The organism is Paraglaciecola sp. 20A4 (assembly GCF_011378905.1).
GTDB lineage: Bacteria > Pseudomonadota > Gammaproteobacteria > Enterobacterales > Alteromonadaceae > Paraglaciecola.
Genome location: NZ_WTPY01000008.1, coordinates 49,899 through 76,866 on the forward strand (window position 1 = coordinate 49,899; position 26,968 = coordinate 76,866).

Here is a 26,968-nt window from a genome sequence, read left to right on the forward strand (position 1 = left end):
CATTATTAAGTGGCGTTAACTAAGTATCACCAAAAAACTTGGGGGCAGTACTTGAAAGTCGAACGCCATCGCAACACTTAAAGCCGTGATGGTCAAAATTGAAAAGCCAAAGATTTGTCTGGCCCAGGCTACCAACTCGATATTTTTACGATAGCCCCGTAGCGCCATAACTAACCACCATAGACTCGTTACACAGGCCAGACTCATAAAGGTCAAGCCCGTGTACCCACTTAACGGCAGTAGCGCACTGACAAGAGCAAACACTGCAATGTATAACACGATATGTAACTTCGTTTTAGCGATCCCTTGGGCCACGGGCAAAACCGGAATATTAGCTTTGGCGTAGTCATCAAAACGAAAGATAGCAATGGCGTATGAGTGCGGCATTTGCCACAAACTAAACATCAACAGCAATATACCTGCACCCGCATCGAACTGGCCGCTAGCGGCGCAATAACCCACCACAGGCGGCACAGCACCAGATAAACTGCCCACCAGCGTGCCATAAACTGAACGGCGCTTCATATATAAGCTATATACACCTACATATACCACATACCCCAGCACAGCAAACCCCACGGCTATGCTATTGGTGTAGCGCATTAGTAGGCCAAACCCGACAACGGCCAACGCTACGCCAAATTGTAATGCCCGCGAAATAGACACGTCTCCGGTTACAGTAGCGCGCTTACACGTGCGCTGCATTTTGCCATCAATGTCTTTATCGATGCAGTTGTTGATCACGCAGCCTGAGGCCACCACGAGCGATAAACCTAACACTGTCATAATCATTAAGAGCGCATCAACGTCTCCTCGAGCGGCCAGTAAAAACCCACCGGCAACAGAGATAAGATTCCCCATGATAATGCCTGGTTTAGTAATATCGATATAACGTTTTATTTTCATGGTGACCTCTTTCTCTACATCATCATTGCGTTGGCGCTATAGATGATCCAAATGGATAACCCAACCACCATGACAATAATCAGTGCGGTAAACAAAAACGCAAAGGTGTTTAAACGACCACGAATTGAAAAATCTAGATGCAAAAAGTATTTTAAGTGCACCACGATCTGCACAACCGCTAACGCTATCACACTATAAAAAGTGGTGGCTTTACTGAAGCTTCCTGTCATGACTATCCAAAACGGAATAGCGGTTAGTACTACAGATAATACAAAACCTATTAAGTAAGATTTAACACTGCCGTGAGATTCGATTTCTGCTGAATGACTCATTACATTGCTCCTAATAAATATACAACGGTGAACACACAGACCCACACGATATCTAAGAAATGCCAGAACAAGCTTAAGCACCCTAAACGGGTAACCGTTTGTGTGCCTAACCCGCGCTTCAATACCTCAAGCACCATAACAATCATCCAAATCAAACCTGCAGTAACATGCAAGCCATGCATGCCGACTAACGCGAAAAACGAGCTTAAGAATGCACTACGATCTGGGCCATTTCCTTCAAGAATTAAGTGATGAAATTCATACACTTCCATAGAAATAAACACACAACCTAGGGCAATAGTGACCAGCAACCATAATAGTGTGCCGGCCTTTTGCTGTTTGTGAGCACATAGCAGCGCGAAACCGTACGTGATGCTACTGATTAATAACGCACCGGTTTCAACTGCCACAAAGTTAAGATCGAATATATCTTTGCCTGATACGCCGCCATCGGTGTTCATAAACAACACCGCGTAGGTAGCAAATACCGAAGCAAACAAAATACAGTCGGTCATTAAGTAGAGCCAAAAGCCAAACAAGGTGGTAGCGGATGTATCGTGATGCTCACCATGTCCGTCGTCATGACCGCCATTATGATCACCTGTTAAGCCTTGATCAGAGGCAAATTTTAGGGTTTCAGGTACCGCGCTCATACAAGTTCCTCCTTTACGGATGCCACGTTTGCAAGGTGCGCCTGTTCAATTTCGGCAATCTCTTGGGGTTCAACATAATAATCTACATTATTGGCGTAACAGCGGGCGATAAAGGCCACCACTATGCCCAATGCACCGACGATGGCTAACCACCAAATGTGCCAGATCAAAGCAAATCCGACTATGCCTGCTGCACCAGCTACTTGCATACCAGCAGCTGTATTACTTGGCATATGAATAGGCAAGTACTCATCAGGCGCTTGATATTCAATACCTTTTTCTTTCATATCGGTAAACGCATCTATGTCATGTACCTTGGGTAAAGTAGCAAAATTATAAAACTGCGGTGGTGACGCGGTTGACCATTCAAGCGTGTGACCATTCCACGGATCGCCGTCTAGATCTGGGTTTTGCTCACGATCACGTATACTCACGTATAACTGCACAAACTGTAGAATAATGCCCGCAAATATTATCACTGCGCCCAAAGCTGCAACGTATAGCCAGATATTCCAATCTGGGTTGTTGGTGTGATTCAAACGACGTGTCATGCCCAAAAAGCCCAACACATACAGCGGCATAAAGGCCACGTAGAAACCAATTTGCCAACACCAAAATGAATATTTACCCAAACGCTCGTTCAAATGGAAACCCGTTGCTTTAGGGAACCAAAACGCAAAGCCTGCCATGTAGCCAAATACCGCACCACCAATAATGGTGTTATGAAAGTGAGCCACTAAAAACAGACTGTTATGCAACACATAGTCGGCGCCAGGTATCGCTAATAACACACCTGTCATGCCCCCTATGCTAAAGGTAACCATAAAGCCTAGGGTCCACAGTACAGGCACGGTGATACGTAAACGACCGCGATACATAGTGAACAACCAGTTGAATAGCTTCACACCTGTGGGAATGGCGATAATCATGGTCATCACACCAAAAAAGGCGTTTACATCGGCACTAGAGCCCATTGTGAAGAAGTGATGTAACCACACCACAAAGCCTAAAATAGAAATGGCACCACTGGCCCAAACCATAGAGGTATAACCAAACAAGCGTTTACCAGTGAAGGTTGAAATAACTTCAGAGAAAATACCAAAAGCAGGTAACACTAAAATATATACTTCAGGATGTCCCCAAGCCCAAAACAAGTTGATATACATCATGGCGTTTCCGCCACCGTCATTAGTAAAGAAATGGAAATCCAAGTAACGATCTAAGGTCAGTAAACCTAGTACCGCGGTTAGAATAGGAAAAGACGCCACAATCAAAATGTTAGCCCATGTACAGGTCCACGTAAAAATAGGCATCTGCATTAGCTTCATACCCGGGGCGCGCATTTTAAACACAGTCGCTAAGAAATTAACCCCTGTGAGCAATGTCCCTATGCCGGATATCTGCAAGGCCCAAATATAATAATCGACCCCTACGCCTGGACTAAAAGACATCTCCGAAAGTGGCGGATACGCTAACCAGCCGGTTTTGGCAAATTCTCCTAACCCTAACGATATATTGATTAATACTGCGCCTGAGGCGGTAAACCAGAAGCTCAGATTGTTCATAAAGGGGAATGCCACATCACGAGCGCCAATTTGCAAAGGCAATACGATATTCATCAAACCAATCATAAAGGGCATGGCCATAAAGATGATCATGATAATGCCGTGAGCAGTAAATATCTGGTCGTAATGTTCTGGGGGCAAATACCCTTCGGAGCCATTGGTGGCGATAGCGAGTTGTGTACGCATCATAATGGCATCAGAGAAGCCACGAATAAGCATAACGAGCGCTAAAATGATGTACATAATACCGAGGCGTTTATGATCAACCGAGGTTAACCAGTTATGCCACAGCACACCCCACTTTTCATATTTTGTTATTAAGCCAACAACGGCTAAACCAATGACGCCAATCACGGCCAGCGTCACCATAATAATGGGTTCGTGGTACGGGATGGCATCGAGGGTAATATTTCCTAATAGCGACATAATTAGTCCTCCGCCTGCATAGACATATGAGCTGAATGCTCAGGTTGCTCGTGGTGTTTCATATTGCCCATAAACTGCATAACAACATGCTGGAACATCTCATTTTCCACAGTGCCGTAATAGTCCACAGGGTTATTTTCGCTCGGTTGCGCTAGTTGCGCGTAGCTACTATCAGTTAATGCAGCCGGACTGTGTTTAACGGCCTTGACCCAGTCCTCAAACGCTTGTTCTGACGGTTTAGCGATCGCTTTGAACTTCATACCAGTGAAACCTGCACCACTGTAATTAGCAGAAATACCGTCGAATTCTCCCGCTTCATTGGCAATCAAGTTAAGCCGAGTCGTCATGCCCGCCATAGAGTAGATTTGGCTGCCCAATTGGGGAATGAAAAATGAGTTCATGGTGGTATCAGACGTGATCTTAAACTCCACTGGTACATCTTTGGGGAACACCACTTCGTTAACCGTAGCGATACCTTGTTCTGGATAAATGAATAACCATTTCCAGTTTAAGGAAACCACTTGAATGGTGATGGGCTTATGTTCGTGATCAAGTGATTTGTAAGGGTCTAGCTTTTGGGTGGAATACCAAGTGAGGGCGCCTAAAATAGCGATAATAACAATCGGTATTAACCATACGACAGCTTCAACTTTATTGGAATGAGCCCACTTTGGGTCATAAATTTCATGCTCGCGCCCTTCACGGTAACGCCAAGCGAAATACAAGGTCATTCCAATAACGGGAACAACCACAAGCAACATCAATACAGTTGCTACTATAATTAAATATTTTTCATCGATGCCTACCTGACCTTTCGGATCAAGCACACCACCTTCACAGCCTGACAATAACAACAGGCTTGTCGCCAATGCTGAATAACCTAACTTACGGATTAACAAAGGAATTCCCCTACCCACAATATTTAGAGTACTGCCTTAAGTGAATTAGGCAGAATTAAACACCGGATAAACCGGATTTATCGCGTGAGCGGGCTCAAAGTAAAATAAGCAATAAAATTTATATATAACTAGTCTGGCTCACAGGTGACGTACGTAATGAACGACCAAACAATATAGATAACCAATAGGCTTATTTAGCGATTTGAGCCGCTATAAGAAAAAGGGGGAGCACGAGAGCCATGGGCGGTAGGCGCCTGACTAATAACATTGGGGACGGTAAATAACGGTTTAGGCTTAGCGGCTAGATGACGTAACACATAATCAGGCACTAAATTTAATAGCCACAAGTAATGTTGTGAAAAATAACTACTAATGGCTAATAAACACAACAAGGATGCAGCACTGAGCAGGTCGAAGGTAGAGAAATCGAGTGCTAAACCAATATACTCAGCACCTTCGTAAAATCCCCCTAAAAAAACCGTAAACGCGGAAAATAACCCAACAACACCGCCCACAAAGCACAACTTCCCTAGGAGCGAAGTATTATTGATACCCAAGCGCATATTGCGCCAAAGGGGTAAATTTTGTGAATGTGCAGTGTGCTGATTCAACGTTTGGTCCAGAGGGTTACACGAGTAAAGTGGCAAAACTTTGATCTGCGTCAAGCTTTGCTCATTTTTTGATTGGCGGATACTAGCAAAAGCGATTCAGCTGTACAAAGAGCAGTCTTGGCTAAATTGTAAATATTCATTATTAAAATCATTCATTTACAAAAAACAAACACATAAAAAACAATTAACCAACAAACTTAGGTGCGTTTTCATCATAGATTTATGAATGCGGTAGCAAATCCTCCATTTCATTACGTTTCATTACTATTAGTTTTGATAAGTGAAGATAATTCCGTGACTAAGGGAAAGTTATTAGCGATATCAATATGCCCTAAATTACGCCTTTTTTCCTCTCTTTGAAAAACAGAAATTGTCGTGAGTAATATGCAAATTGTTTTGAAACGCTTTTCTACGACGGACAAATTCTTACATTGCTGTTTTTAAACAAAAACGGCATGATCAAAACGGTAAACTCAGTATTTTCAGTGATATGTCGACGATATAAGAGAATGACTTAAAAATGGCGGCTTACCGTTTTACCCCAGCCAAACAACAACGTAGCCAAAACACTCAGCGAAATATTATGGATACCGCGCATGATTGTCTGCAAAGTACGTTTTGAGCTTCTCTTTAACTTTTGAGCATCTCTATAGCAAAGAATTGTGTGATTACATCACCTTATTACAGGATGGTAATGCACCTCCTAAGCGATACAGAACAACAGTTAGCACCTTACTAGCGAGTTGGCTGCGCCATTAATTTTAGCTGACTTTAATCAAACACTCATTTCACCCGAACAACTATTTAAAAAATGGTAGTGGTATGAAAATAACTAAAATAATGACCTTACTTGGCCCTGGAATCGTTTGGGCCGCCACCAGTATCGGCGTATCACATATCGTACAAGCAACCCGTGCTGGGGCTGACTTCGGCTTTGCACTGTTAGGATTTATTTTACTCGCCCATGTGGTGAAGTATCCCTTTTTCTTATTTGGCCCAAAATACGCCGGTTTGACCGGCAAAAGCTTACTTGATGGTTATCGTTCAGTGGGAAAATGGGCATTTTATCTATTTCTGGCATTAACCTTTATTACTATGTTCTTTATTCAGTCTGGGGTGACCATCGTGACAGCAGCCCTGGCCATGAATCTGTTTGGTGATGTGTTATCGCTTTCCCAGTGGGCGGCGCTAATTTTGGGTATTGTATGTGCGGTACTTTTGGTTGGCCATTACAAGGTACTCAATACCTTGCTTAAATGGATGATGTTAATCCTTGTTGTATGCAGCGTGATTGCTTGGTTTGCCGCCATAGGACGTTTAGGCTTAACCCCATCTGTAGATGCACCGGCGATTAATCTAGGCGGTGCTGCGAGTATTGCTTTTATTGTTGCTTTAATCGGCTGGATGCCGACCGCTGTAGAAGTGTCGGTTTGGCACTCATTGTGGATCTTATCTCGAGGCGCAAAGCCCGGACCGGAAAACGCTAAAAATGCCACCACTGATTTTAATATTGGGTATGCTGCAAGCTTGTTATTGGCCATTATATTTTTATGGTTAGGCGCCCTGCTTATGTTTGGTCAAGGTGATCGTTTTGCTGACGCCGCGGCCGCTTTTGCCGGGCAACTAGTCGGAATTTACAGTAATGCACTGGGGGATTGGAGCTGGCTGTTAATGGCTATCGTGACCTTTGTCGCTCTATTTTCGACCACATTTGCAGTCGCTGACGGGTTTCCACAGGTGTGGAAACGAGCTTATCAATTAACTCAAGCACAACAGCCGATAAATTCTGCACAAACGCCATCTGTAACTGAACAAGCAATAAGACAGAAAAGTCGCTCAGGCAACAAAGCGTACATCGTCTCACTGGCTATTTTAGCATTAGGGAGTTGGTGGATTATCACTGACTTTAGTGCTGATATTAAAGCCTTACTGGATTTTGTAACGACTGTGTCTTTTGTCAGCGCCCCCATATACGCATGGCTAAACTATAAAGTCATGATGGGTGCTGACGTCAGGCCTGAATATAAACCGCAAGGTGTATTTCGTATTTACACCCTATGCTGTTTAACTATTTTAACGCTGTTTAGTCTATTTTTTATATGTTGGAAAATCATTGGTTAAAGATTATAAAACATACAATAAGCACTTAGTTCTGGTACACATAATTTGAAGTCTTTACTGCAACAGCAAGTCTTATCTTCTTGCATTTATTTTTTATAATAAGGAAAAATATGAACATTACCGGTCGTTGCCACTGCGGCGAACTAGAATTCAGCGCGGTGGTCAATCCTGAAAAAGCCATGATCTGTCATTGTGTTGACTGCCAAGTATTGTCTGCCAGTGCCTTTCGCACCGTTGTGGTAACCGAAATTGACGGGTTAACGTTTACTAAAGGCGAACCTAAGGAATACGTAAAGGTCGCCCAAAGCGGAAATCATCGCGCCCAAGGTTTTTGTGGGCAATGTGGCACGGGAATTTATGCTTGCGCAGTAGGCAGTGAACCTAAGATATATAACCTACGTGTAGGTGCGATAGATCAGCGCCATGAGCTCCCTCCAAGAAGACAAATTTGGTCCAGCTCAGCACTTAAATGGTTGCCCGATATAAAAAATCTACCCAGCTTCGAACAAGGCCCTAGTTAACCTCGTAATAATATTATCTTAGCCATTAGATGGACTGTAAATATTACAGTCCATCTGGTAATTGTTACTTTTAATTCCCTCTACTAAGGTTCTTGATATCTGCTGTAATCGCCCCTAACTACTATACTGTAGGTGCTTGAAGCTTGCATTAATGCTGGCTTACTCTTTGCGTATATCTAAAGCATTAACTATTTTTGAATAGTCAGTGTGAATAATCCGTTTAGCACGTTGCATATAACCCAGCGAGGCGAGTACAACGGCTTAATGACGACTTTTCACTTGATTTATTCGCAGCTACTAGTCGGGAGAACAGCATGTTTGCAGGTTTACGAGACATTCAACGATTTACCATTGCAGCAACAGACGGTGATATCGGTATCATAAAAGATTTCTTATTTGATGATCGTGCATGGACAATACGTTACATGTACGTCGATACTCATAAATGGCTTCCCTTAGGTGAGAAAGTCCTTATTTCGCCTATTTCATTGAGAGAAATCGATACTGACGATGAAAAAATCCACGTTGCCCTAAGTAAACAACAAATTAAAGATAGCCCGTCCATTGATGAAGAAAAAACAGTCTCACGAGAATATGAAGAAATATTGTTCTCTTATTTAGGCTACGGCTACTACTGGACCGGGCCTGGCGCTTGGGGCGAATATGCCAATCCTACATCGCTGGTTAATCAACAAGCTTTAGAGCAAGCAAACACTGACCTAGAAGAGCACGACAAAAGCCACGCTAATCATTTGCGTTCTATTGACGAACTGCAAGGTTACGACGTTATTGCAGATGGAAAAACGGTTGGCCATATCCACGACCTGATTTTAGATACTGATAATTGGGAAGTGCCATTGATTATCATTGATACGCATGAATGGCTCCCAGGCGGTAAAAAACTACTGCTAGCGCCTAAGCACATAGATGATATTAATTGGTTAGAGCAACGAGTGCACTGCACATTACCCTCCACTGATATTGAATTTTGCCCAGAATGCGAACATGACTTATTAAATAACGAGGACTATAAACTCAAGGTGAAGCGCGAACTACAGAGCTTGCCCAAAATCAAATAATACACCTAGCTCGCGATACAATTTGCGGTACGAAAAGCAGTTAATTTTGCGTCACTGGTACCGCCTTACGTTATAACTACCGTAACCCTTAGTGAGAAACCTTCACACAGACGGAGAACATCATGCAGCAACCTTCCCCTTATTTAAAAACATTGACCGTAGACGGCGAGCAATTTTCGTATTACGCCTTAGACAGCCTAGAGGGCACCCACGATATCGCAAGACTGCCTTTCGCTGCCAAAATCCTACTTGAAAATCTGCTACGCCACAGCCAGGAAAATTTTGTTCAAGAAGAGGACATTAATAAACTCGCCACGTGGAATGTTGATGACAAGGCAACAACAGAGATAGCGTTCGTTCCCTCTCGAGTCGTGTTGCAAGATTTTACCGGTGTACCGGCGGTCGTTGATTTAGCGGCGATGCGCGATGCTATGGTTGATTTAGGCGGCGATCCGCAAAAAATTAATCCGTTGAAACCTGTAGAGCTAGTTATTGACCATTCGGTTATGGTTGATTTTTTTGCACAAGAGGACGCTTTTGATAAAAATACTGCTATGGAAGTCCAGCGTAATAAAGAACGCTATCAATTTTTACGTTGGGGTCAGCAAGCATTCGACAACTTTAAAGTCGTTCCTCCAGGGAAAGGTATAGTACATCAGGTTAATCTAGAATATTTAGCCCGAGTTACCTTCATCGAAAAACAAGGCGAGCAAACGTTCTTATACCCCGACACATTAGTGGGCACTGACTCGCACACGACCATGATCAATGGTTTAGGCGTGTTAGGCTGGGGCGTAGGTGGTATTGAGGCTGAAGCGGCTATGCTAGGTCAACCCGTTACCATGTTGATACCAGAAGTCGTCGGTATGGAGATAACAGGCGCATTACCACCTGGCACTACCGCCACGGATTTGGTCCTGACGATTACCCAAAAACTGCGTGAATTTGGCGTTGTGGGCAAATTTGTCGAATTTTATGGTGAAGGGGTTAAACATCTAACGATTGCTGATAGAGCAACCATCGCCAATATGGCTCCCGAGTACGGCGCAACCTGTGGTATTTTCCCGTTAGATGAACAAACCGAAACTTACTTGCGCTTAACTGGGCGAGAAGAGCGCAACATAAAAATCATCAAAGCTTACGCAAAAGTGCAAGGCATGTGGGGTTCAGAAACTCAGAAAAACGCTGTTTACCATGCGAACTTACACATTGACCTAGGTCAGGTTGTCACATCAATTGCTGGACCTAAACGTCCACAAGACAGAATCCCCCTAACCGAGGCTGCAGGTAAATTTAAAACATGGTTGTCAGAACAAGAGCAGCTTATTATCACCACTGAGGATCCTGAAAAAGGCCGTTTCGAATCAGAGGGGGGCCATGAGGCTCAAAGAACCGAAGATTCAAGTCAAGTGGAGTACAACGGACAAAAGTTCAGTTTAAACGATGGCGCAGTGGTGATAGCCGCCATTACCAGCTGTACCAACACATCAAACCCTTCCGTGTTAATTGCGGCTGGCTTGCTCGCTAAAAAAGCCAGTGAACTTGGCCTATCGGTTAAACCGTGGGTCAAAACTAGCTTTGCACCAGGCTCACAGGTCGTGACCGAATATATGGACAAGGCAAATCTTACTCATGAGCTAGAGAATCTAGGTTTCTATTTAGTGGGGTACGGCTGTACAACCTGTATTGGTAATTCAGGACCTCTGCCAGACCCTATCACCGCCGCAATTCGTAAAGAGAAACTGAATGTTACTTCTGTGCTTTCGGGCAATCGAAACTTTGAAGGGCGTATCCATTCAGATGTAAAAGCAAACTACCTTGCATCGCCACCATTGGTTATCGCATATGCGTTAGCGGGCAATATGAACATTGACCTGATGAAAGAACCGTTGGGCACGAGTAAAGACGGCAAGCCAGTTTATTTACGTGACATATGGCCCAGTAATGACGAGATCCAAGCCTTGGTGACTGATGTGGTTAAGAGTGAGATGTTTTCAGAGCGCTATAGTCATATTTTTGAAGGCGATGATTCGTGGAATAACCTAGAGATAGTCGACAGTGAGCAATATAACTGGCCTGAGTCTACTTATGTGAAAAAACCCACGTTCTTCGACGGTATTAAGCAACAGCCTGAGCCTATCAGTTCAATCGATGGGGCCCGTTGTTTATTGAAACTTGGGGATACGGTGACCACGGATCATATCTCTCCTGCGGGCAGCATTGCGCCCGACGGACCAGCCGCCCAGTATTTGCAGGCCCATGGCGTAGAGGAGCACGAGTTCAATTCATTTGGCTCGCGCAGGGGCAACCATGAGGTCATGATGCGTGGCACATTTGCTAACGTCAGACTTAAAAATCAATTAGCACCTGGTACCGAAGGCGGCTGGACACGTTTTCAACCATCAAAAGAACAAATGTCAGTATTCGACGCCGCCATGAAATATCAAGACCAAGGCACGCCAACGGTCATCATTGCAGGTAAAGAGTATGGTACAGGTAGCTCCAGAGATTGGGCAGCAAAAGGCCCCTTATTACTCGGTGTTAAGGCTGTTATTGCTGAAAGTTATGAACGAATTCATCGTTCAAACCTGATTGGTATGGGAATATTACCCTTACAGTTTAAAGTCGGCGAAACAGCCGCAAGCTTAAAACTAGATGGCACTGAGCAATATTCCATCAACGCTATTGAGAGCGGGCAGAAAGAAGTTTCTGTGGCTGTCAAAGGCGAACAAGGCGAGTTCACGTTCGAGGCACAAATTCGTATCGACACTCCCAACGAGTTCAGCTACTTCAGCGATGGAGGCATACTGCAATACGTATTACGCAGCTTAAACAAAAGCGCATAAAGCCGCATATTAACGCTGTAAATCAACCTTAAGCAAAAGCCGCGTAAATTATTACGCGGCTTTTTACGTTTATCTCTTTCATGTCATCAGCCTCGTATCATTAATTCTTATCTCGTCTTTAGGTAAAATTTATCCACATAAGTAGTAGGATTTACATCAGTTATTTAACCTTTCCATCATAAAAAGTTAACTCATTGATTTTATTTAACTTTATATTAACTAGTTGAGCTAGAAAAGTTGGCATGAGATTGGCTTACTAATAGTTACCCAACGAGTAAATACATTCATTAAAAGTGTGATAATTACTCAAATAAAAGGATACATATTATGAAAAGCAAACTTATAACTGCATTAAAAACATTGTTAAATACCAGCGCGTTGGTTGCTATTTTAGTGTTCACTTTGACCTCATGCGCCACTATTGACGGTGCTGGGCAGGATATTGAAAGCGCAGGTGAAGTCGTGCAAGATGCGGCCAACGAGTAGTCTATTTACATTGATACCCTCGGTCAGTAGATAGAGCTGATGGCAGCAATCAACCGACATACTGACAGAATGAAATTGATAATTATGTCTGGTAAAAGAGACAACAGTTAAATGCATATATAACCGGAGATGGAATATGACTCGTACTAAAAGCTCAACAAACCGTTTTGCGGATCACTTACGCCAGTTACAACTGTCTATGGAACGCTCTTACCAGCGCAGTGAATCAGTCAGTTTAAGCGCTAAAAATTGGTTACAAAAACTAAAACGAAATAATTAGTCAGGCGGTAATTTTCTCTTCAGTAGAGGGAGTTGAGGCTTGTCTAGCACTGATACCAAATAGATACTAGCTACAGATTGACCGAGCGCACTCGGTTGGGATCTATTATTTCTGGTTACCTAGGTGAAGGCGCAAATAGGCATCAGCATCATCTACTGATAATGGCTTGCTGTAGTAATACCCTTGAATAACATCACAGCCCATTTCTCTTAAGATATCGACTTGGAATTTTTCCTCAACGCATTCAGCCACTATGCTCAACCCTAGGCTTTTACCCAGCATGATTATGGATTTAAGTATACCGTGGTCACGGTTATGTTGGTCCCTCCCATTGCCTGCATCAGTAAGCTCTGGCGAGACGAGATCGTTTATAAACGTGCCATCAATTTTCAAGGTGTTAACGGGTAAGTCGCGCAAATAACTCATGCACGAGTAACCCGTACCAAAGTCATCAATTGCAACATTTACCCCTAATTCGTGCAATGCCGAGAGCACATTTACCGCTAACTCAGTAGACGCGATAAAAGTATTTTCGGTAATTTCGACCTCTAGAAATTCAGCCGCTAAACCAGATTGCTTTAGCGCATGTCTAATGAATTCAAGGCAATGAGGCCCCATTATAAATGAAGCGGGTAGATTTACAGCGACGGGGACAATATCGATACCTAAGCGCTGCCAATCGGCATTTTGTTGGCAAGCCTGATTTAACACCCATACACTAATCGATTCCATTAGCCCAATATCTTCCGCAATAGGCAAAAATACTGTTGGATGAACAGACTCTTGACCATTTTCCCATCTAATTAAGGCTTCTAACCCAACAAGGGTTGCATCACGAATATTGACTTTGGGTTGGTAAACCAATTCAAACTGTTGCTGTGCGGCGGCCTCACGTAACTGAGTTTCCAGGGTTAGGCGCCAAACAGAATCATTGAGCATCTCTTGGTCAAAAAAGCGAAACTGTCCAAGCCCGATTTCTTTCGCTTTATACATGCTGGTATCTGCATGTTTTAGCAAACTCGATGCGTCATCCCCGTCCTTTGGAAAACATGCAATTCCGATGCTAGTAGAAATATGTAATTGATGGCCCGCAACGATAAGTGGCAGACTCAGGCCCGCGATAATCTCTTTCGCCAACGCATCTACCGCGCTTATATCTTGTGGATTTTCGATCAGAATGACAAATTCATCTCCGCCCCAGCGACCGACCACGTCATCATTCTTTATTATCTGTTGGATTTTTTTGGTCACTTCAACTAACAACTTATCTCCCATAAAATGCCCAAGGCTGTCGTTAATAACTTTAAAACGGTCTAAGTCAAGAAACATCAATGCCAAATTGCTGCTCTTACCTTTGGCTCTTTCAATAGCCTGGGCTATTTTGTCGGTCAGAGAGTGTCGGTTAGGTAATTGGGTTAATGCATCAAAATTCGCACGCTCATAGAGCTGCTCTGTGCGAAGAGCAACTATCCCTTCAAGATGTTCGCTGTGTTCACTTAATTTAAATTGATGATCTTCAATGGTGTCCAACATCGAATTAACCCCATTCACTAATCGCCCTATTTCGTCCTCTCTACGGTTAAAAATACGTTGGTCGTACACCCCTTCTTTGGCCACATAGTCCACTAAACCGATTAAACGTTTTATAGGAGATTGCAGGCGTTTCTGCATACGCCAATTTAACAGGTACGCCAGCAACGTACCAAGTACAAAGACCCACAGTACCATTTGCCCATATCGACGTTGCTGAGCCTGTAACGACAAGGTGTCGGCTGATAAAATAATATAACCAAGGACATCTTGCTCTAGCGTTATCTCTTGGGTCAGATAAAGATTATTATTGGTAAAATAATACCCTGGTGTGGTGTCACTCAACGAAAAATCGTTACTCTGCCCTTCTCGAGTGTAAGTGGCAAAAATGGCTTTACGGCTATCGAGAATTTGTACGTAACGCACGGCTGGTATTTTTTCCAAAGACGCGAGGATAGTATGCCCAGCCCGTTCATCATTGAATAATAAGGCTGAACGGCTAGCAGCCGATAATAACGAAGCATGACTATCCATTGTTTTAATTAGATTATCTCGATAATCGTCAACAAAAGCGGAGTAAATGAGAAACGCAGCAATTCCTAAAATAAGCAAATTAGTGCCGATGATCGCAATAAGTTGCTTATGAAAAAAAGAGGCTCGCCTGATAGTCGAAAACATTATTTTTTCACTATTTTGGCAAGTTTTAGTAACTCAGAACTAGCGGTAACATGCGCCCTAGCCAATTGCGCTAAATCGAATTCAAAGCGCACTCTCTGTGCCTGGGTATAGAATCGAATAGCGCTATTAGCCTGTTGTACACCCTGTGATTCAAGCACGATAACAGCCTTTTCTAGCTGTAATAACGGCTGCTCGATAGGGGTTTGAAAATAAGCCATATGGCATAATTTTGCGTCTAAAATTTTGTTAATGGTAATACGTCGGTTGTTATTTCCTTGATTGTGGCGAGCGATGAGTGCCTGCATAAACTCATAGAATGGTGCATCACTATGTATGCAAAGATGAAAGCCCATTTGATGGACACTATTGTTACCTTTAGGCCAATTCATATATTTAGTAAAATTCAGCAAATACGCCGCTTTTAGCTTCCGCTCTTTTGCCAGCTCTTGAGAGGCCATCAACAGAGATGGAAATAGGACAAAAAATACTAGGCTACCTTTTACCCAATTGACATTGATTAAACCAGACACGTAATTAACCTTACATTAGACGCGAAAGTGTTAAACCGGTACGGTAGTTTTCTTTCGGTTGAGGGCCATTCAAGTGCTGATAAACAGGTTTTGAAAATTCAGCACGAAGGGCATAGGATTCACTAAACTGCCAGCGGATCCCTACTTGAGCACTGACTTTCTTGCCACCGTATAATTTAGGATTTGTAATACTCGCAGGATAAGGGAATAAACCGCTAAGCGTTATTTCATCGTCTTGTCCATGGATAGCACTACGATATTGATATTCCATCCCTAAGTAAGGTTTCAACTCGGGCGTGGCATGGAATTTATAGCGACCAGAAATGCTGTAACTATTGCCCAGTCGATAATCACGGTCGTTTTTCCCCGTGCGCACCATGGCCGACATACTTAAACTAAAATCATGCTCGCCTAGGCTTTTGTAACTGAACTCAACGGGAAAATCATAGGTACCTGAGCCGAGCTGCATTGTGTAAGGTAATTGTTGGTCACCAGCATCTCTGGGAGTATCCCCTACTTCATCTATTGATCCGGTAGGTAAACTCACGCCAAAGGTAAACCACCATACATCATCACTCGTCGCGACTAACCGATGACTGACTGACAATACGGCATCCCCAACTCCATCGGTATTTATAGTGAAGTGGTCGTAGTCATCCACAATGCTAATGTGATCGGTACTTTGGGTGATGTAGGGCACTGACACATGCATGCGCCAATCATCATTTACTCGGTAGCCCACAGAAAAAATCTGTACCTGCTGGTCTATGACAGTGGGCAATATTGGGAAGTTACTATCTGTTCTAGTAGTACCTTGTCCTTGCCACAATACGCTTGAATCGCTGCGCTTAGCATCCCCGTCCAAATAACCACGAAACTCCGCCAACTTAAAATTATAGGCAAAAGACCAGCGACTATCTGAAGGATTTTGCTCTGTCCCATCGGAGATATTCATATCGAATAACTGATCTAAACTGAGCTCAGCAAATTCGGATGGCGTACTTTGTGCCCAACAGACTTGCGCAAGACTTCCTAAAAGGACAGAAGCAGAAAAATAAAAGGGAAATAATTTACGCATAATATAAGGCCATTAAATAAGGTGAAAATAACGTCTTGGCTGCATATTAGCATGCCACGCCCCAATAATAAGTAATAATCCATTACTAAAAAAATCATGAGTATCAACAAATTAGACGTAAACCACTGATATTAGCGCGCTTTATTTACGTCTAAAACGGGTCCTTTAATTAGAGTACCTCAAGGGCTTCGCTAAGGCGAGACACACCGATAATTTCGATACCATTAATTTTCTGTTTGGGCACGTTCGCTTTTGGCACAATGGCGCGTTTAAAACCATGTTTTGCCGCTTCGCTGATGCGTTCAGATCCGTTGGGTACGGGCCGTATTTCACCAGCCAAACCCACTTCGCCGAACGCAATTAACTCAGAGTCTAATGTTTTATTGCGAAAACTCGACACAATTGATAACAAAAGCGCAAGATCTGCACTGGTTTCTGTGACTTTAACGCCACCGACCACGTTAGCAAATACATCTTGGTCGTTCATCTGTAAGTCACCATGGCGATGTAATACAGCAAGCAGCATAGCCATACGGTTTTGCTCTAGACCCACGGCAACCCGACGTGGATTAGCGGTCTGCGAATAATCCACCAACGCTTGTATTTCTACTAATAGCGGCCGAGTCCCCTCCCAAACCACCATCACAATACTACCGGGCGATTGCTGCTCGTCGCGACTTAAAAATATTGCCGAGGGATTGCTAACTTCTTTTAAACCGCGCTCGGTCATGCCAAACACACCAAGCTCGTTGACTGCACCAAAACGATTTTTCTGACTACGTAGCGTGCGATAACGACTATCACTTTCACCCTCAAGCATCATAGAGCAGTCAATACAGTGCTCGAGTACTTTAGGCCCAGCGAGGCTGCCATCTTTTGTGACGTGCCCTACAAGAAACATTGCAATATGATGCTGCTTTGCAAATCGTGTGAGATAAGCAGCGCTTTCACGTACCTGTGACACACTGCCTGGTGCTGACGCTACATCAGCAACGTGCACAACCTGAATAGAATCGATTACCATGATTTGTGGTTTAAGCGTCAAGGCTAATTCACAAATGGTTTCGACACTCGTCTCCGCCAGCATGCTTAGTTTATCATTCGGTAAGTTCAACCGTTTGGCTCGCATGGCCACCTGCTGTAAAGATTCTTCACCAGTGACGTATAACGCACTTCGTTGGGCAGCAAGGTGACACATAACCTGTAATAAAAGTGTACTTTTACCAGCACCAGGAGACCCGCCAATTAAAATAGCACTTCCTGGGACAATGCCCCCACCTAGTACCCTATCTAGCTCATTGAAATTAGACGTAAAACGCGGTAACGCCGCCAAATCAATATTGTTTAATGTTTCAATTTTTGCGACCGTTTGGCCTGCGTAACCTCGTAGATTACGCTCTGGTTGATTACGCGTAGGGCTTACCACAAATTCGGTAATTGTATTCCACGCGTTGCAATCGTTACATTGCCCTTGCCAGCGGGGATATTCTGCGCCACAGTCACTACAAACATAGGCAGTTTTGCGTTTAGCCATGTTACTCCACAATCAGATGTTATTGGTATATTGGTTGACGCGATAATGGCTCGACGTCCTGCTAACCTTGAGAAAAAGCGACCCATAGTAGGATAAGCTTGAACATATTGCATTATGAAAACGACTCATCTTGCCGATAAGTCTATATAGAGTCCGTCCTAAACAACTAAAATTAAGTACGCATTCATTATGAATCAAGATCTTGAGCAGTATCATGACATTATCGAACAACTAAAACCGATGATCAACGAGCCCGAATTTAATCAAATTTTGGCCCAGGTTGCGGGGTCAATTCCAAAGCAAAAGCGCTTTTTACTAAAAATGGAACTCAAGCGATTAGCAAGGCCATGCTCGCGCATAATTGACTTACGCGGTCACGTAGACGGCAAGTGCAAACTGTATGAATATGAGAACCAAACTCACTATTTAGATGATATGGCAATCGACGTTTTTGAGCGTCAAGTTCGCTCCTTCGGTGAATATACAGTAGGTGTCAACGAAGCGGTATTAAGCACAGAAAATAACTACCGAGTGATGCACAAGCGCCAACAGAAAGAAATGACACGAGCGGTTAAAAATGAAACCGTTGCAGCTCCTATCAGGCAAGACTATTTAGCCCCCATAATGCCCTTTGGCGAATTCTCCCAGCGCAACGAAGAGCGTATGAATTATGCTATGAGCGTAGAAATATTCACCGAAAACAATAAAAGTATGCTGGCCACCACGGTTGACGTTTCACTCGGTGGTTTGAAACTTAAAATAAGCAAAGAGCACAGATTCAAAATAGGTGACAGACTTTCCGTGCAATTTCGGGGGATTGAACATGAATACGTACTGGATAACCGTCAAGGGGTGCAATATGTTGTCGAAGGAATTAATCGCAATGTCGATGACCAGCGCCTGCACTTAAAGCGTTTGTTTGATATTTTAATGCCAAGTTTTGATCGTTTTCTAGAGCGCTTTATTCATGGCAACAAACGTCGTTATAAAGTTAATCTAGACAACACGTTCGATGCCATTCATAAGAAAACTTACGAACAATATTACATACCTAATTTTACTTCCGTTCCTGTGTATATTGAGTCCAAGGACGGGAATTATATCCCGCGTTACGCGTTAGCCAATGACTGTAACCGGCAAGATATTTTTTATTGGAATAATGAAATTAGTGACCTAAAACTAGGCTACTTGTTTAGCGATGCACGTATTAAGCAATGTCTGTCCTACGGTAAAAGTAAACAGGAAACCTATCTGTATTCTTTTAATCATATAAAAAATGACAAAATTTACTTCTATTCTGCGTCTCATGAAGAATTGCTCGCTAACCCTAGTTTAAAAGATTTATTTTTAGGTTACGGTTCGCGTAAAGTCAGTTGGCGGGTGTACAAATTACAAGTACAAGAAATGGAGCCTAAACAGAGCCATCGTCCACTGTCGATTGCAGATAGTATAAGTCAGTCTGTCAAACGCCAGAATCAGCCACCTACCCCTCGTTTGATGTCTCGATTACAACATTTGACTCATATCGCTTTACTCACTAATTTAACGGATAAATATAATACCGACTGTTTTCAAAAACTGCCTCTGGACCGGGCAAAATTACCTCGTTTAAAGGTATTTGGTCATCCCCGTAATCGTCCTCCTGAGAATATTCAAGTATTTCGATTTAAATACGCTAATCAACGTCGAGAAACACGTTTTATGTTGCGCAGCAAAGTGCAATTAACCGTCGAGGAAATGGTGTTAGAAGGGAATACCGATGACATATCGATAAATGGGATTAAGCTCGAGTTAAATACGTTTTTCCACAAAGCCGTTGACACGAAAGTACATGTCAGCTTTCCCCAGTTGCAAAAAGTAACCCGTAAATATGATCTTAAGGAACTGCCCTATACCGTTCGACAAATATCTGCAGAACGTAATATTCTGCATTTAAAGGTAGTGAATGACGAGCAAAGCACCAGTACGAAAGCTTTTTTTGAAGAACTCATTAAAAATAATCGTTCTAAACTCAAAGCATATAAAGATGAAGAAGATATCCCTGGCATCGGCGAAGCCCTACGGAATATATATGCTAACAACGTCCCTAATGTCGCTTTTTTTATTCGAAAAGAAGGCGCGAAATATGTGCCAGATGCCGTAGCAACTTGGTCTAATCAAATTCGTCTCACAACCCTATTGAGTTTCCAAGCCCCTCCCGGGAAATTTAATTTAACGGCATTATTCGAAGGTCAAAATGGGCCGATGGATTTCATTCGAAGTACGTTGAGCCGTATTAAGCCCCATCAACGGCCAGTGATGAATGAATTATTTGTGGCGTTTGATCCCAGTAAAGACGACCCGGCAGAGGCAATTAAAAGCTGCTTTGCTGATCAGTTCGCCACAGACGAACAACGACGTCAATTCATCTCACAGTCTATTGAAAAAGGACAATTTATAGCATTAAAGGTCTTTTTGGCGCGCACTGGTAGGCCTGATATTGACCATCTACAATCTGAAATTAATTATGTAGGTGTTTATGCTGTGCACAAGGCCAAACAACTCGAAGAAAAGCTTTGGAACGTCCACGGCGTAGGGGACTTATTGGATATAACCGATTTAGTAATGAGTCGTTATCAGTTTGACGCCATGACGATTTCCGATAACCAGGATAGCCAGCAACATCATCCGCAAAAAAGTTTGGAAATAGAACAGCTGCTTAACGCCGAATATTGACATCACTACGATGTCAATTTAAAAAGGTGGCACGTTAAAGGTGCCACCAAAAACTAACATATCAATCAATACGCAAACATTATGAACGGCCTATTACAAGGCTCGGCGCTGTCTATTGCTTGTCGACACTGGTATTGGGTGTTGAAGCCGCCAATACCCATAACAGCTTATCTAATCCACCATTGCGGATAGAAATATCTGCCTGTGCACGCACAACAGGCTTAGCATGAAACGCCACGCCTAATGCCGCCGCGTTCATCATCACCAAATCGTTTGCACCATCCCCCATGGCAATCGTTTGGCTGTCAGCAATATCAAACTCGTTTGCCAATTCTAATAATGTGGCCGCTTTGACTTGGGCATCAACAATATCCCCTTCAACCTCTCCAGTTAATTTTCCATCGACAATACCTAATCCATTAGCAATGGCGGCATCAAGCTCTAGCCTATCAGCTAAATAGTCGGCGAAATAACTGAAACCACCAGAAGCAATGGCAAGCTTCCACTGGTGTTGTTTTAAGAATTTAACCAAATTAAAGATCCCCGGCATCAGCGGTAATGCTCGGCGGACTTGCTGTAATATGTCTTCATTTGCGCCCGCAAGACAGCCAACTCGGCTACGTAGACTTTCAGCGAAATCTAATTTGCCTTGCATAGCTTGCTCAGTAACGCTGGACACCGCATCGCCCACCCCCGCAAGCTTGGCTATTTCATCAATGCATTCAATACTAATCACGGTACTGTCCATATCCATCAGCAATAAACCGGGCTCATCTAAGCGCGGCGCGCGCGCGAATAAACATATTTCAACGGCGTGTTTGTTCGCTATATTTTCAAGCAGTGGTCGTAAATCTTCTTTGCTCAGTCTTTCAACGCGTAAAACGATACCTACGCCGGTTAAAGGCACATCGCGTAATACCTCGTAACACAGCACATTAAGCTTGTCTGAAAACGCCATCGATACGGCAAATACTTTTGCTAAACTCAAACCTTCTGCAAAAATAACTAAACTACTGTGTTCAGTTTCAAGGTTAAACCCTGTCAGGCTAAGTTTACTTGGGGTGAAATTATCATGCGCAGTTTTGCTGACAATACGATCATTAATAAAATGAAACTGACCAAATGTAGGATCAGTAATCAATCTTTCAAGAAAAAGACTAGAAGCAAGTTGCTTCGGGTGTGGGCTAAATTCAAACACATGAATGACCAAAATAATGAATAGGGCTGAATGTTAACAAAGCCCAAGATAAAATCCAGCCCATTAAAAATCTCACTGATGGCGTTCTTGACCGAGTATTTACAAATACCCTTAGGCACAAGCCGAAATTATTTTTGAGATAACGCGCATTGGCGCTTACCATAGCCCCTTACCCATTAATTATGACTAAAAGTAGTGCTATGCCTAAGCAACACGAAATTAACTTACACCCTCTGGGGGTAATTCACACGCCTTACCAGCAAAAATTTGCGATTCCCAGACAACCCAATCTCGTGAATGCAGCCTATGGTGAAATTGTATTTGATGAAGGGTTTGACGATCCAAATATGTTGCGAGGCATAGAACAGTTCAGCCATTTATGGCTGCTATTTCAATTTCACAAAACAGTTGAGCAAGGTTGGTCACCGATGGTGCGACCACCGCGATTGGGCGGGAACAAAAAACAAGGTGTACTGGCCACTCGAAGCACATTCAGACCGAATGGTATAGGTATGTCTGTTGTCAAATTTGACTCAGTACAACATAAAAATGGTCGTCTGAGTTTATTGGTAAAAGGGGTAGATTTACTCGATGGTACCCCCATAATCGACATTAAGCCTTATGTTCCATGGGCTGACAGTATTCCCAGTGCGACCGGTGGCTTCGCTGATAAACCGCCCTCCACCATGGCCGTATATTTTGAAACCCAATGTACGAATCAGTTAACGCATTGGCAGAACCACTATCCACAGCTAACTGCGTTGATAGAACAGGTATTGGCGCAAGATCCTCGTCCAGCATACAAGGCCAAACAGGACAGTGATAAAGAATATGGCATGAACCTATTTGACTTGAATATTCGCTGGCGGGTAAGCGAGCATGCTAATTATGTAACCAGCATCGTTCATACCGCCGAGGATAAAGATTGTTAAGATTTCCCGTTTAGGGACTTTAGCCTAGCCTGCGTCACTGGTAGAATAGCCGCCGATTAATAACCTAGAACTAATTGAGAACCTCACGCCAATGCGCACAAGCCAATATTTATTATCTACCCAGAAAGAAACACCTGCAGATGCAGAAGTGATCAGCCACCAGCTAATGTTACGTGCAGGCTTGGTTCGCAAGCTTGCGTCCGGATTGTACACTTGGTTACCGACTGGCTTGCGTGTATTGAACAAAGTCGCCCAAATTGTGCGTGAAGAAATGGACCGAGCAGGCTCATTAGAAATATTGATGCCAGTGGTTCAACCAGCTGATTTATGGCAAGAATCTGGTCGTTGGGACGAATATGGGCCAGAACTTTTACGCATCAAAGATCGTAACTTCAGAGACTTCGTACTTGGGCCAACGCACGAAGAAGTTGTCACAGCTTTGGTTAAAAACGAAGTCAGTAGTTACAAACAACTGCCGTTAAATGTTTATCAGATTCAAACCAAATTTCGCGATGAGGTACGCCCTCGCTTTGGTGTAATGCGTGGCCGTGAATTCACCATGAAAGACGCTTACTCGTTTCATTTAAGTGACGAGTGTTTAACAAAAACATACGATGATATGTTTGCCGCTTATTGCCGAGTATTTGAACGTATCAATTTAGAATTTCGCCCAGTAATTGCTGATAATGGCTCGATTGGTGGAAACGCCTCACATGAATTCCACGTATTAGCAGATTCAGGCGAAGATGATATTGCTTTTAGCAACGCGTCTGATTATGCGGCAAATATCGAAAAAGCTGAAGCGCTTGCCCCGCAAACGGCTCGCCCAGCCCCCAGTGCAGAGCTAGCAAAAGTCGCGACGCCAAATGCTAAAACTATTGAACAAGTCAGTACGTTGTTAAATGTACCTGCCGAGCAGTCGGTTAAAACCTTAATTGTACTCGGTGAAATCGACGACACAGGCCGACAAGGTCTAGTGGCATTGGTATTGTGCGGTGACCATCAGTTAAATGAATTAAAAGCTGAAAAAATGGATGCTATTTTTGCTCCGTTGACGATGGCAAGTGAAACCCAAATTGAAGACAGCCTAGGTTGTAGCATAGGGTCAATTGGGCCAGTAGGGCTAACCATACCTGTTATTGTTGACCGCAGCGCAGCCGTTTTGGCTGACTTCGTATGCGGCGCAAATGAAAATGACGTCCATTATACAGGCGCCAACTGGGAACGTGACGCCAAAGACTTCCAAGTAGCTGACATTCGCAATGTAAAAGCCGGTGACCCATCACCTGATGGTAAAGGCACCATTGAAATCAAACGTGGTATTGAAGTTGGCCATATTTTCCAACTTGGCGATAAATATTCTCAAGCGTTGAACTGCGGAGTACTTGACGAAAATGGCAAACATCAACTACTAACAATGGGTTGTTACGGTATCGGTGTATCACGTATCGTGGCCGCAGCAATTGAACAGAACCATGATAAATACGGCATAATTTGGCCTGAAGCGATTGCACCATTTAAAGTAGCAATTGTGCCTATGAACATGCATAAATCTCAACGTATTCAACAATTAGCAGAAGACGTATATGCCCAGCTTAAAGCTCTCGGTGTGGAAGTATTATTCGATGACCGTAAAGAGCGCCCAGGCGTAATGTTTAACGATATGGAATTGATAGGTATACCGCATACAATTGTAATAGGCGAGCGTAACCTTGATGAACAAAAAGTAGAATATAAAAACCGTCGTACTGGCGAGAAGCAACTAATTGATATACCTAAATTAGTTGAGTTTATTTCTACGCTGTAACGTTACCGTGTATTAAATATGTTCTGGCTCAGCTGGCGCATAGAATCAAATAAAAAGCGCAATTTATTGCGCTTTTTTATGGGCATATATTTATATACATGCGCATATTATTAACGCTTATTGAATGACCCGTTTAGTGCTAACCTTAAATCCACTAATATCAGAGGTCGCTAACGGGTAACTCTGTAGCAACCGATAGTTGAGTTTATTGATGCAATTAACCTTTTATGGCGTACGTGGCTCGATACCGACGCCGGGGGCCAATTATATTAAGTTCGGTGGCAATACAGCCTGTGTGCATATTGCGTTAAACGACGGCAGCGACATCATCATAGATGCAGGCACCGGTATTCGAGAATTGGGTCAGAAACTCGTCACAAAAAACACAGACATTCATTTGCTATTGACACATAATCATTGGGATCACATCCAAGGTTTTCCATTTTTTGCGCCTATTTATCAACCTCAACGTAATATTTTTATTACCCCAGGGCAAACTACATTAGCCGAGCACGACAATATTCTAAAACAAATGAGTGGCAGCTATTTCCCGGTGCCTTTTGACACTTTACCATCGAACATCACCTTGCTAACTCGAGCTGATGAGATACTCCATTGGCACATTGGCAATGCACGGATTCAACGTCAGAAAATTAATCATCCAGGGGGAGGCAGCGCCTTCTGCATTGAAGCTGATGGTAGCAAAGTGGTTTATATTACCGACAACGAGTTATACCCCCCATATAAAAAGAATACTGATTTTCTGGATTGGGTAGAATTTGCTCGAGATGCAGATTTAGTGATTCACGATGCGCAATATATGTTAGCCGATATGCCGGCAAAATCAGGTTGGGGTCATTCAGTAGCCGAAGAAGCAGTGAAACTATCAATGGCATGCCGAGCTAAACGCTTAGCTTTGTATAGCCATGACCATACACGTACCGATGACAACATCGCTTCTGTAGAAGCTCAATGTCAGGAGCTGATTGCTATCGCCGAGGCAGATTTAGTTTTATTCGCCGCTGCCGAAGGCATGTGCATTAATTTTTAAGATTAAAGGTAGGACCCAAATTCAACATGCATAAACGTAATCAATATGCGCTGCTTTTATCAGGTGGTGGAGCCAGAGCTGCATATCAATTGGGCGTGCTAAAATCTATTAGTACTTTTTTACCTCGCAACAAAGGGATTCCGTTTCCCATAGTCTGCGGAAGCTCAGCAGGCGCAATTAACGCAACAGGGCTTGCTTGTTATGCATCTTGCTATCATTTGGGCATCCGTAAACTGGAACATGTATGGAAGAACTTCACTACCCGCCAAGTTTATGGAAGCGGCATACGAGATGTATACTCCCACTTAGCAAAAAGCTACTTTCAAAGTTTTCAATCGGTTTTGAATCAAAAACATCCCAGTAGTCTGCTTAACAACGAGCCCCTGCGTAAACTGATCCGAAAAAAGCTCGATTTCAAACGCATTGACAATAATGTTGCAAACGGCTATCTGCGGGCAATTAGTATCAGTGCTTCAAGCTATAGTACCCATGATTCTATTAGCTATTTTCAGGGTCACGAAACCATACAGCCATGGCACAGACAGCAACGCCGAGGAATTAAAACAGCTTTACACAGTGAGCACTTAATGGCGTCATCAGCGATCCCATTGGTCTTTCCTCCGGTAAAACTCGATGGTGAGTTTTTGGGAGACGGCTCGGTACATCAACTCTCCCCTTTAAGCCCTCCAATACATCTTGGAGCAGAAAAAATACTGGTCATTGGCGTGGAACAACCCGAAAGAGCGCCACGTTTTACCGATGTTATTCATTACCCAGGCGGTTTAGAGATTGCAGGACATTTGCTAGATACCATTTTTGCTGACACGTTACGCTCCGATTTAGAGCGTATGCAACGTATTAATCAAACGATTGCTCAACTCACTCCCGCTCAACGCCAGCAAAGTAAGTTAAAGACCATCGATTGCCTGATGATTAACCCGAGCATCACATTTAACGAGATAGCTGCACGTCATTTTCATCAGATGCCTTCGGGGATAAAATCGTTGCTGCGCATAATGGGTCTGCATGATAAAGAAGACTCATCCTTATTGAGTTATCTTATTTTTGAGCAAGAGTATTGTAAAGAATTGATAGAATTGGGCTTCAATGACGGACTAGCTAGAGCGGAAGAAATTCGTAGTTTTTTATCGATCTAGCCTATCAAGCGTCGACTAGGTTAATCCTCTTTG

General features: G+C 43.2%; 22 protein-coding genes. 11 read left to right on the forward strand and 11 right to left on the reverse strand.

The genetic code is table 11. The annotated features are described in order from the left end of the window. Window positions 1–15 precede the first annotated feature (15 nt). From cyoE to GQS54_RS10410, 6 genes are all read right to left on the reverse strand, one after another. Window positions 16–906 (reverse strand): heme o synthase, encoded by an 891-nt coding sequence (gene cyoE, locus GQS54_RS10385; protein ID WP_166423919.1) that lies wholly within the window; start codon window positions 904–906, stop codon window positions 16–18. Between the two features lie 14 nt (window positions 907–920). Then, window positions 921–1,238, reverse strand: coding sequence for a cytochrome o ubiquinol oxidase subunit IV (gene cyoD, locus GQS54_RS10390; protein WP_166423920.1), 318 nt, complete (start codon window positions 1,236–1,238; stop codon window positions 921–923). Further along, window positions 1,238–1,891, reverse strand: a complete 654-nt coding sequence (cyoC, locus tag GQS54_RS10395; protein ID WP_166423921.1) for a cytochrome o ubiquinol oxidase subunit III — start codon at window positions 1,889–1,891, stop codon at window positions 1,238–1,240. The genes cyoD and cyoC overlap by 1 nt, the downstream gene beginning before the upstream one ends. Continuing rightward, window positions 1,888–3,882: a cytochrome o ubiquinol oxidase subunit I gene (gene cyoB / locus GQS54_RS10400; RefSeq protein ID WP_166423922.1), complete on the reverse strand. Its 1,995-nt coding sequence runs from the start codon at window positions 3,880–3,882 to the stop codon at window positions 1,888–1,890. The genes cyoC and cyoB overlap by 4 nt, the downstream gene beginning before the upstream one ends. Window positions 3,883–3,884: 2 nt before the next feature. Then, complete coding sequence (cyoA, locus tag GQS54_RS10405; protein ID WP_166423923.1) at window positions 3,885–4,781, reverse strand: ubiquinol oxidase subunit II; 897 nt, start codon at window positions 4,779–4,781, stop codon at window positions 3,885–3,887. A 194-nt stretch (window positions 4,782–4,975) separates the two neighbouring features. Continuing rightward, on the reverse strand, window positions 4,976–5,446 hold the full coding sequence (locus GQS54_RS10410) for a hypothetical protein (protein ID WP_240919894.1): 471 nt from the start codon (window positions 5,444–5,446) through the stop codon (window positions 4,976–4,978). A gap of 768 nt (window positions 5,447–6,214) precedes the next feature. Here GQS54_RS10410 and GQS54_RS10415 point away from each other — a divergent pair. The 6 genes from GQS54_RS10415 (at window position 6,215) to GQS54_RS10440 (ending at window position 12,725) form a co-directional block, all read left to right on the forward strand. Beyond that, the gene (locus tag GQS54_RS10415; RefSeq protein WP_166423924.1) at window positions 6,215–7,513 is read left to right on the forward strand and encodes a divalent metal cation transporter; all 1,299 of its coding nucleotides are present in this window, start codon (window positions 6,215–6,217) and stop codon (window positions 7,511–7,513) included. Window positions 7,514–7,623: 110 nt separating this feature from the next. Beyond that, window positions 7,624–8,034 carry a GFA family protein gene (locus GQS54_RS10420; RefSeq protein WP_166423925.1) on the forward strand — a complete coding sequence of 137 codons (411 nt, stop codon included), beginning with the start codon at window positions 7,624–7,626 and terminating at the stop codon, window positions 8,032–8,034. Window positions 8,035–8,348: 314 nt separating this feature from the next. Further along, window positions 8,349–9,113 (forward strand): PRC-barrel domain-containing protein, encoded by a 765-nt coding sequence (locus GQS54_RS10425; RefSeq protein ID WP_166423926.1) that lies wholly within the window; start codon window positions 8,349–8,351, stop codon window positions 9,111–9,113. Between the two features lie 122 nt (window positions 9,114–9,235). Then, window positions 9,236–11,959 (forward strand): aconitate hydratase AcnA, encoded by a 2,724-nt coding sequence (gene acnA / locus GQS54_RS10430; protein ID WP_166423927.1) that lies wholly within the window; start codon window positions 9,236–9,238, stop codon window positions 11,957–11,959. A gap of 327 nt (window positions 11,960–12,286) precedes the next feature. Next, window positions 12,287–12,445 (forward strand): entericidin A/B family lipoprotein, encoded by a 159-nt coding sequence (locus GQS54_RS10435; protein WP_158769174.1) that lies wholly within the window; start codon window positions 12,287–12,289, stop codon window positions 12,443–12,445. 136 nt (window positions 12,446–12,581) lie between these two features. Further along, window positions 12,582–12,725, forward strand: coding sequence for a hypothetical protein (locus tag GQS54_RS10440; protein ID WP_166423928.1), 144 nt, complete (start codon window positions 12,582–12,584; stop codon window positions 12,723–12,725). A 105-nt stretch (window positions 12,726–12,830) separates the two neighbouring features. On the opposite strand, the gene GQS54_RS10445 is transcribed toward GQS54_RS10440, so the two are convergent. From GQS54_RS10445 to radA, 4 genes are all read right to left on the reverse strand, one after another. Further along, window positions 12,831–14,933, reverse strand: coding sequence for an EAL domain-containing protein (locus tag GQS54_RS10445; protein WP_166423929.1), 2,103 nt, complete (start codon window positions 14,931–14,933; stop codon window positions 12,831–12,833). Then, window positions 14,933–15,463 carry a YfiR family protein gene (locus GQS54_RS10450; protein ID WP_346766567.1) on the reverse strand — a complete coding sequence of 177 codons (531 nt, stop codon included), beginning with the start codon at window positions 15,461–15,463 and terminating at the stop codon, window positions 14,933–14,935. Before GQS54_RS10450 ends, GQS54_RS10445 begins: the two co-directional genes overlap by 1 nt. Before the next feature lie 10 nt (window positions 15,464–15,473). Then, entirely contained in the window at window positions 15,474–16,541 is a 1,068-nt protein-coding gene (locus GQS54_RS10455; RefSeq protein WP_240919895.1) for a hypothetical protein, read from the reverse strand. A 169-nt stretch (window positions 16,542–16,710) separates the two neighbouring features. Next, complete coding sequence (gene radA, locus GQS54_RS10460) at window positions 16,711–18,075, reverse strand: DNA repair protein RadA (RefSeq protein WP_166423930.1); 1,365 nt, start codon at window positions 18,073–18,075, stop codon at window positions 16,711–16,713. A 189-nt stretch (window positions 18,076–18,264) separates the two neighbouring features. Here radA and GQS54_RS10465 point away from each other — a divergent pair, with 189 nt between their 5' ends. Beyond that, on the forward strand, window positions 18,265–20,790 hold the full coding sequence (locus tag GQS54_RS10465) for a PilZ domain-containing protein (RefSeq protein WP_166423931.1): 2,526 nt from the start codon (window positions 18,265–18,267) through the stop codon (window positions 20,788–20,790). A 112-nt stretch (window positions 20,791–20,902) separates the two neighbouring features. On the opposite strand, the gene serB is transcribed toward GQS54_RS10465, so the two are convergent. After that, entirely contained in the window at window positions 20,903–21,988 is a 1,086-nt protein-coding gene (serB, locus tag GQS54_RS10470) for a phosphoserine phosphatase SerB (RefSeq protein ID WP_166423932.1), read from the reverse strand. A gap of 182 nt (window positions 21,989–22,170) precedes the next feature. Here serB and tsaA point away from each other — a divergent pair, with 182 nt between their 5' ends. The 4 genes from tsaA (at window position 22,171) to GQS54_RS10490 (ending at window position 26,935) form a co-directional block, all read left to right on the forward strand. Continuing rightward, entirely contained in the window at window positions 22,171–22,920 is a 750-nt protein-coding gene (tsaA, locus tag GQS54_RS10475) for a tRNA (N6-threonylcarbamoyladenosine(37)-N6)-methyltransferase TrmO (RefSeq protein WP_166423933.1), read from the forward strand. Window positions 22,921–23,011: 91 nt separating this feature from the next. Further along, window positions 23,012–24,727 (forward strand): proline--tRNA ligase, encoded by a 1,716-nt coding sequence (locus GQS54_RS10480; protein ID WP_166423934.1) that lies wholly within the window; start codon window positions 23,012–23,014, stop codon window positions 24,725–24,727. Between the two features lie 211 nt (window positions 24,728–24,938). Then, window positions 24,939–25,778 (forward strand): MBL fold metallo-hydrolase, encoded by an 840-nt coding sequence (locus GQS54_RS10485; protein WP_166423935.1) that lies wholly within the window; start codon window positions 24,939–24,941, stop codon window positions 25,776–25,778. Between the two features lie 26 nt (window positions 25,779–25,804). Next, the gene (locus tag GQS54_RS10490; RefSeq protein WP_166423936.1) at window positions 25,805–26,935 is read left to right on the forward strand and encodes a patatin-like phospholipase family protein; all 1,131 of its coding nucleotides are present in this window, start codon (window positions 25,805–25,807) and stop codon (window positions 26,933–26,935) included. Window positions 26,936–26,968 lie beyond the last annotated feature (33 nt).

What these genes read in the sequence shown, in the direction of transcription:
- GQS54_RS10465 (WP_166423931.1), top strand. Translation starts at nt 18,265, where the DNA reads ATGAATCAAGATCTTGAGCAGTATCATGACATTATCGAACAACTAAAA.
- GQS54_RS10480 (WP_166423934.1), top strand. Translation starts at nt 23,012, where the DNA reads ATGCGCACAAGCCAATATTTATTATCTACCCAGAAAGAAACACCTGCA.
- GQS54_RS10435 (WP_158769174.1), top strand. Translation starts at nt 12,287, where the DNA reads ATGAAAAGCAAACTTATAACTGCATTAAAAACATTGTTAAATACCAGC.
- GQS54_RS10455 (WP_240919895.1), bottom strand. Translation starts at nt 16,541, where the DNA reads ATGCGTAAATTATTTCCCTTTTATTTTTCTGCTTCTGTCCTTTTAGGA.
- radA (WP_166423930.1), bottom strand. Translation starts at nt 18,075, where the DNA reads ATGGCTAAACGCAAAACTGCCTATGTTTGTAGTGACTGTGGCGCAGAA.
- GQS54_RS10440 (WP_166423928.1), top strand. Translation starts at nt 12,582, where the DNA reads ATGACTCGTACTAAAAGCTCAACAAACCGTTTTGCGGATCACTTACGC.
- cyoE (WP_166423919.1), bottom strand. Translation starts at nt 906, where the DNA reads ATGAAAATAAAACGTTATATCGATATTACTAAACCAGGCATTATCATG.
- GQS54_RS10415 (WP_166423924.1), top strand. Translation starts at nt 6,215, where the DNA reads ATGAAAATAACTAAAATAATGACCTTACTTGGCCCTGGAATCGTTTGG.
- tsaA (WP_166423933.1), top strand. Translation starts at nt 22,171, where the DNA reads ATGACTAAAAGTAGTGCTATGCCTAAGCAACACGAAATTAACTTACAC.
- cyoC (WP_166423921.1), bottom strand. Translation starts at nt 1,891, where the DNA reads ATGAGCGCGGTACCTGAAACCCTAAAATTTGCCTCTGATCAAGGCTTA.
- cyoD (WP_166423920.1), bottom strand. Translation starts at nt 1,238, where the DNA reads ATGAGTCATTCAGCAGAAATCGAATCTCACGGCAGTGTTAAATCTTAC.
- acnA (WP_166423927.1), top strand. Translation starts at nt 9,236, where the DNA reads ATGCAGCAACCTTCCCCTTATTTAAAAACATTGACCGTAGACGGCGAG.
- GQS54_RS10420 (WP_166423925.1), top strand. Translation starts at nt 7,624, where the DNA reads ATGAACATTACCGGTCGTTGCCACTGCGGCGAACTAGAATTCAGCGCG.
- GQS54_RS10490 (WP_166423936.1), top strand. Translation starts at nt 25,805, where the DNA reads ATGCATAAACGTAATCAATATGCGCTGCTTTTATCAGGTGGTGGAGCC.
- GQS54_RS10425 (WP_166423926.1), top strand. Translation starts at nt 8,349, where the DNA reads ATGTTTGCAGGTTTACGAGACATTCAACGATTTACCATTGCAGCAACA.
- GQS54_RS10445 (WP_166423929.1), bottom strand. Translation starts at nt 14,933, where the DNA reads ATGTTTTCGACTATCAGGCGAGCCTCTTTTTTTCATAAGCAACTTATT.
- GQS54_RS10485 (WP_166423935.1), top strand. Translation starts at nt 24,939, where the DNA reads ATGCAATTAACCTTTTATGGCGTACGTGGCTCGATACCGACGCCGGGG.
- cyoB (WP_166423922.1), bottom strand. Translation starts at nt 3,882, where the DNA reads ATGTCGCTATTAGGAAATATTACCCTCGATGCCATCCCGTACCACGAA.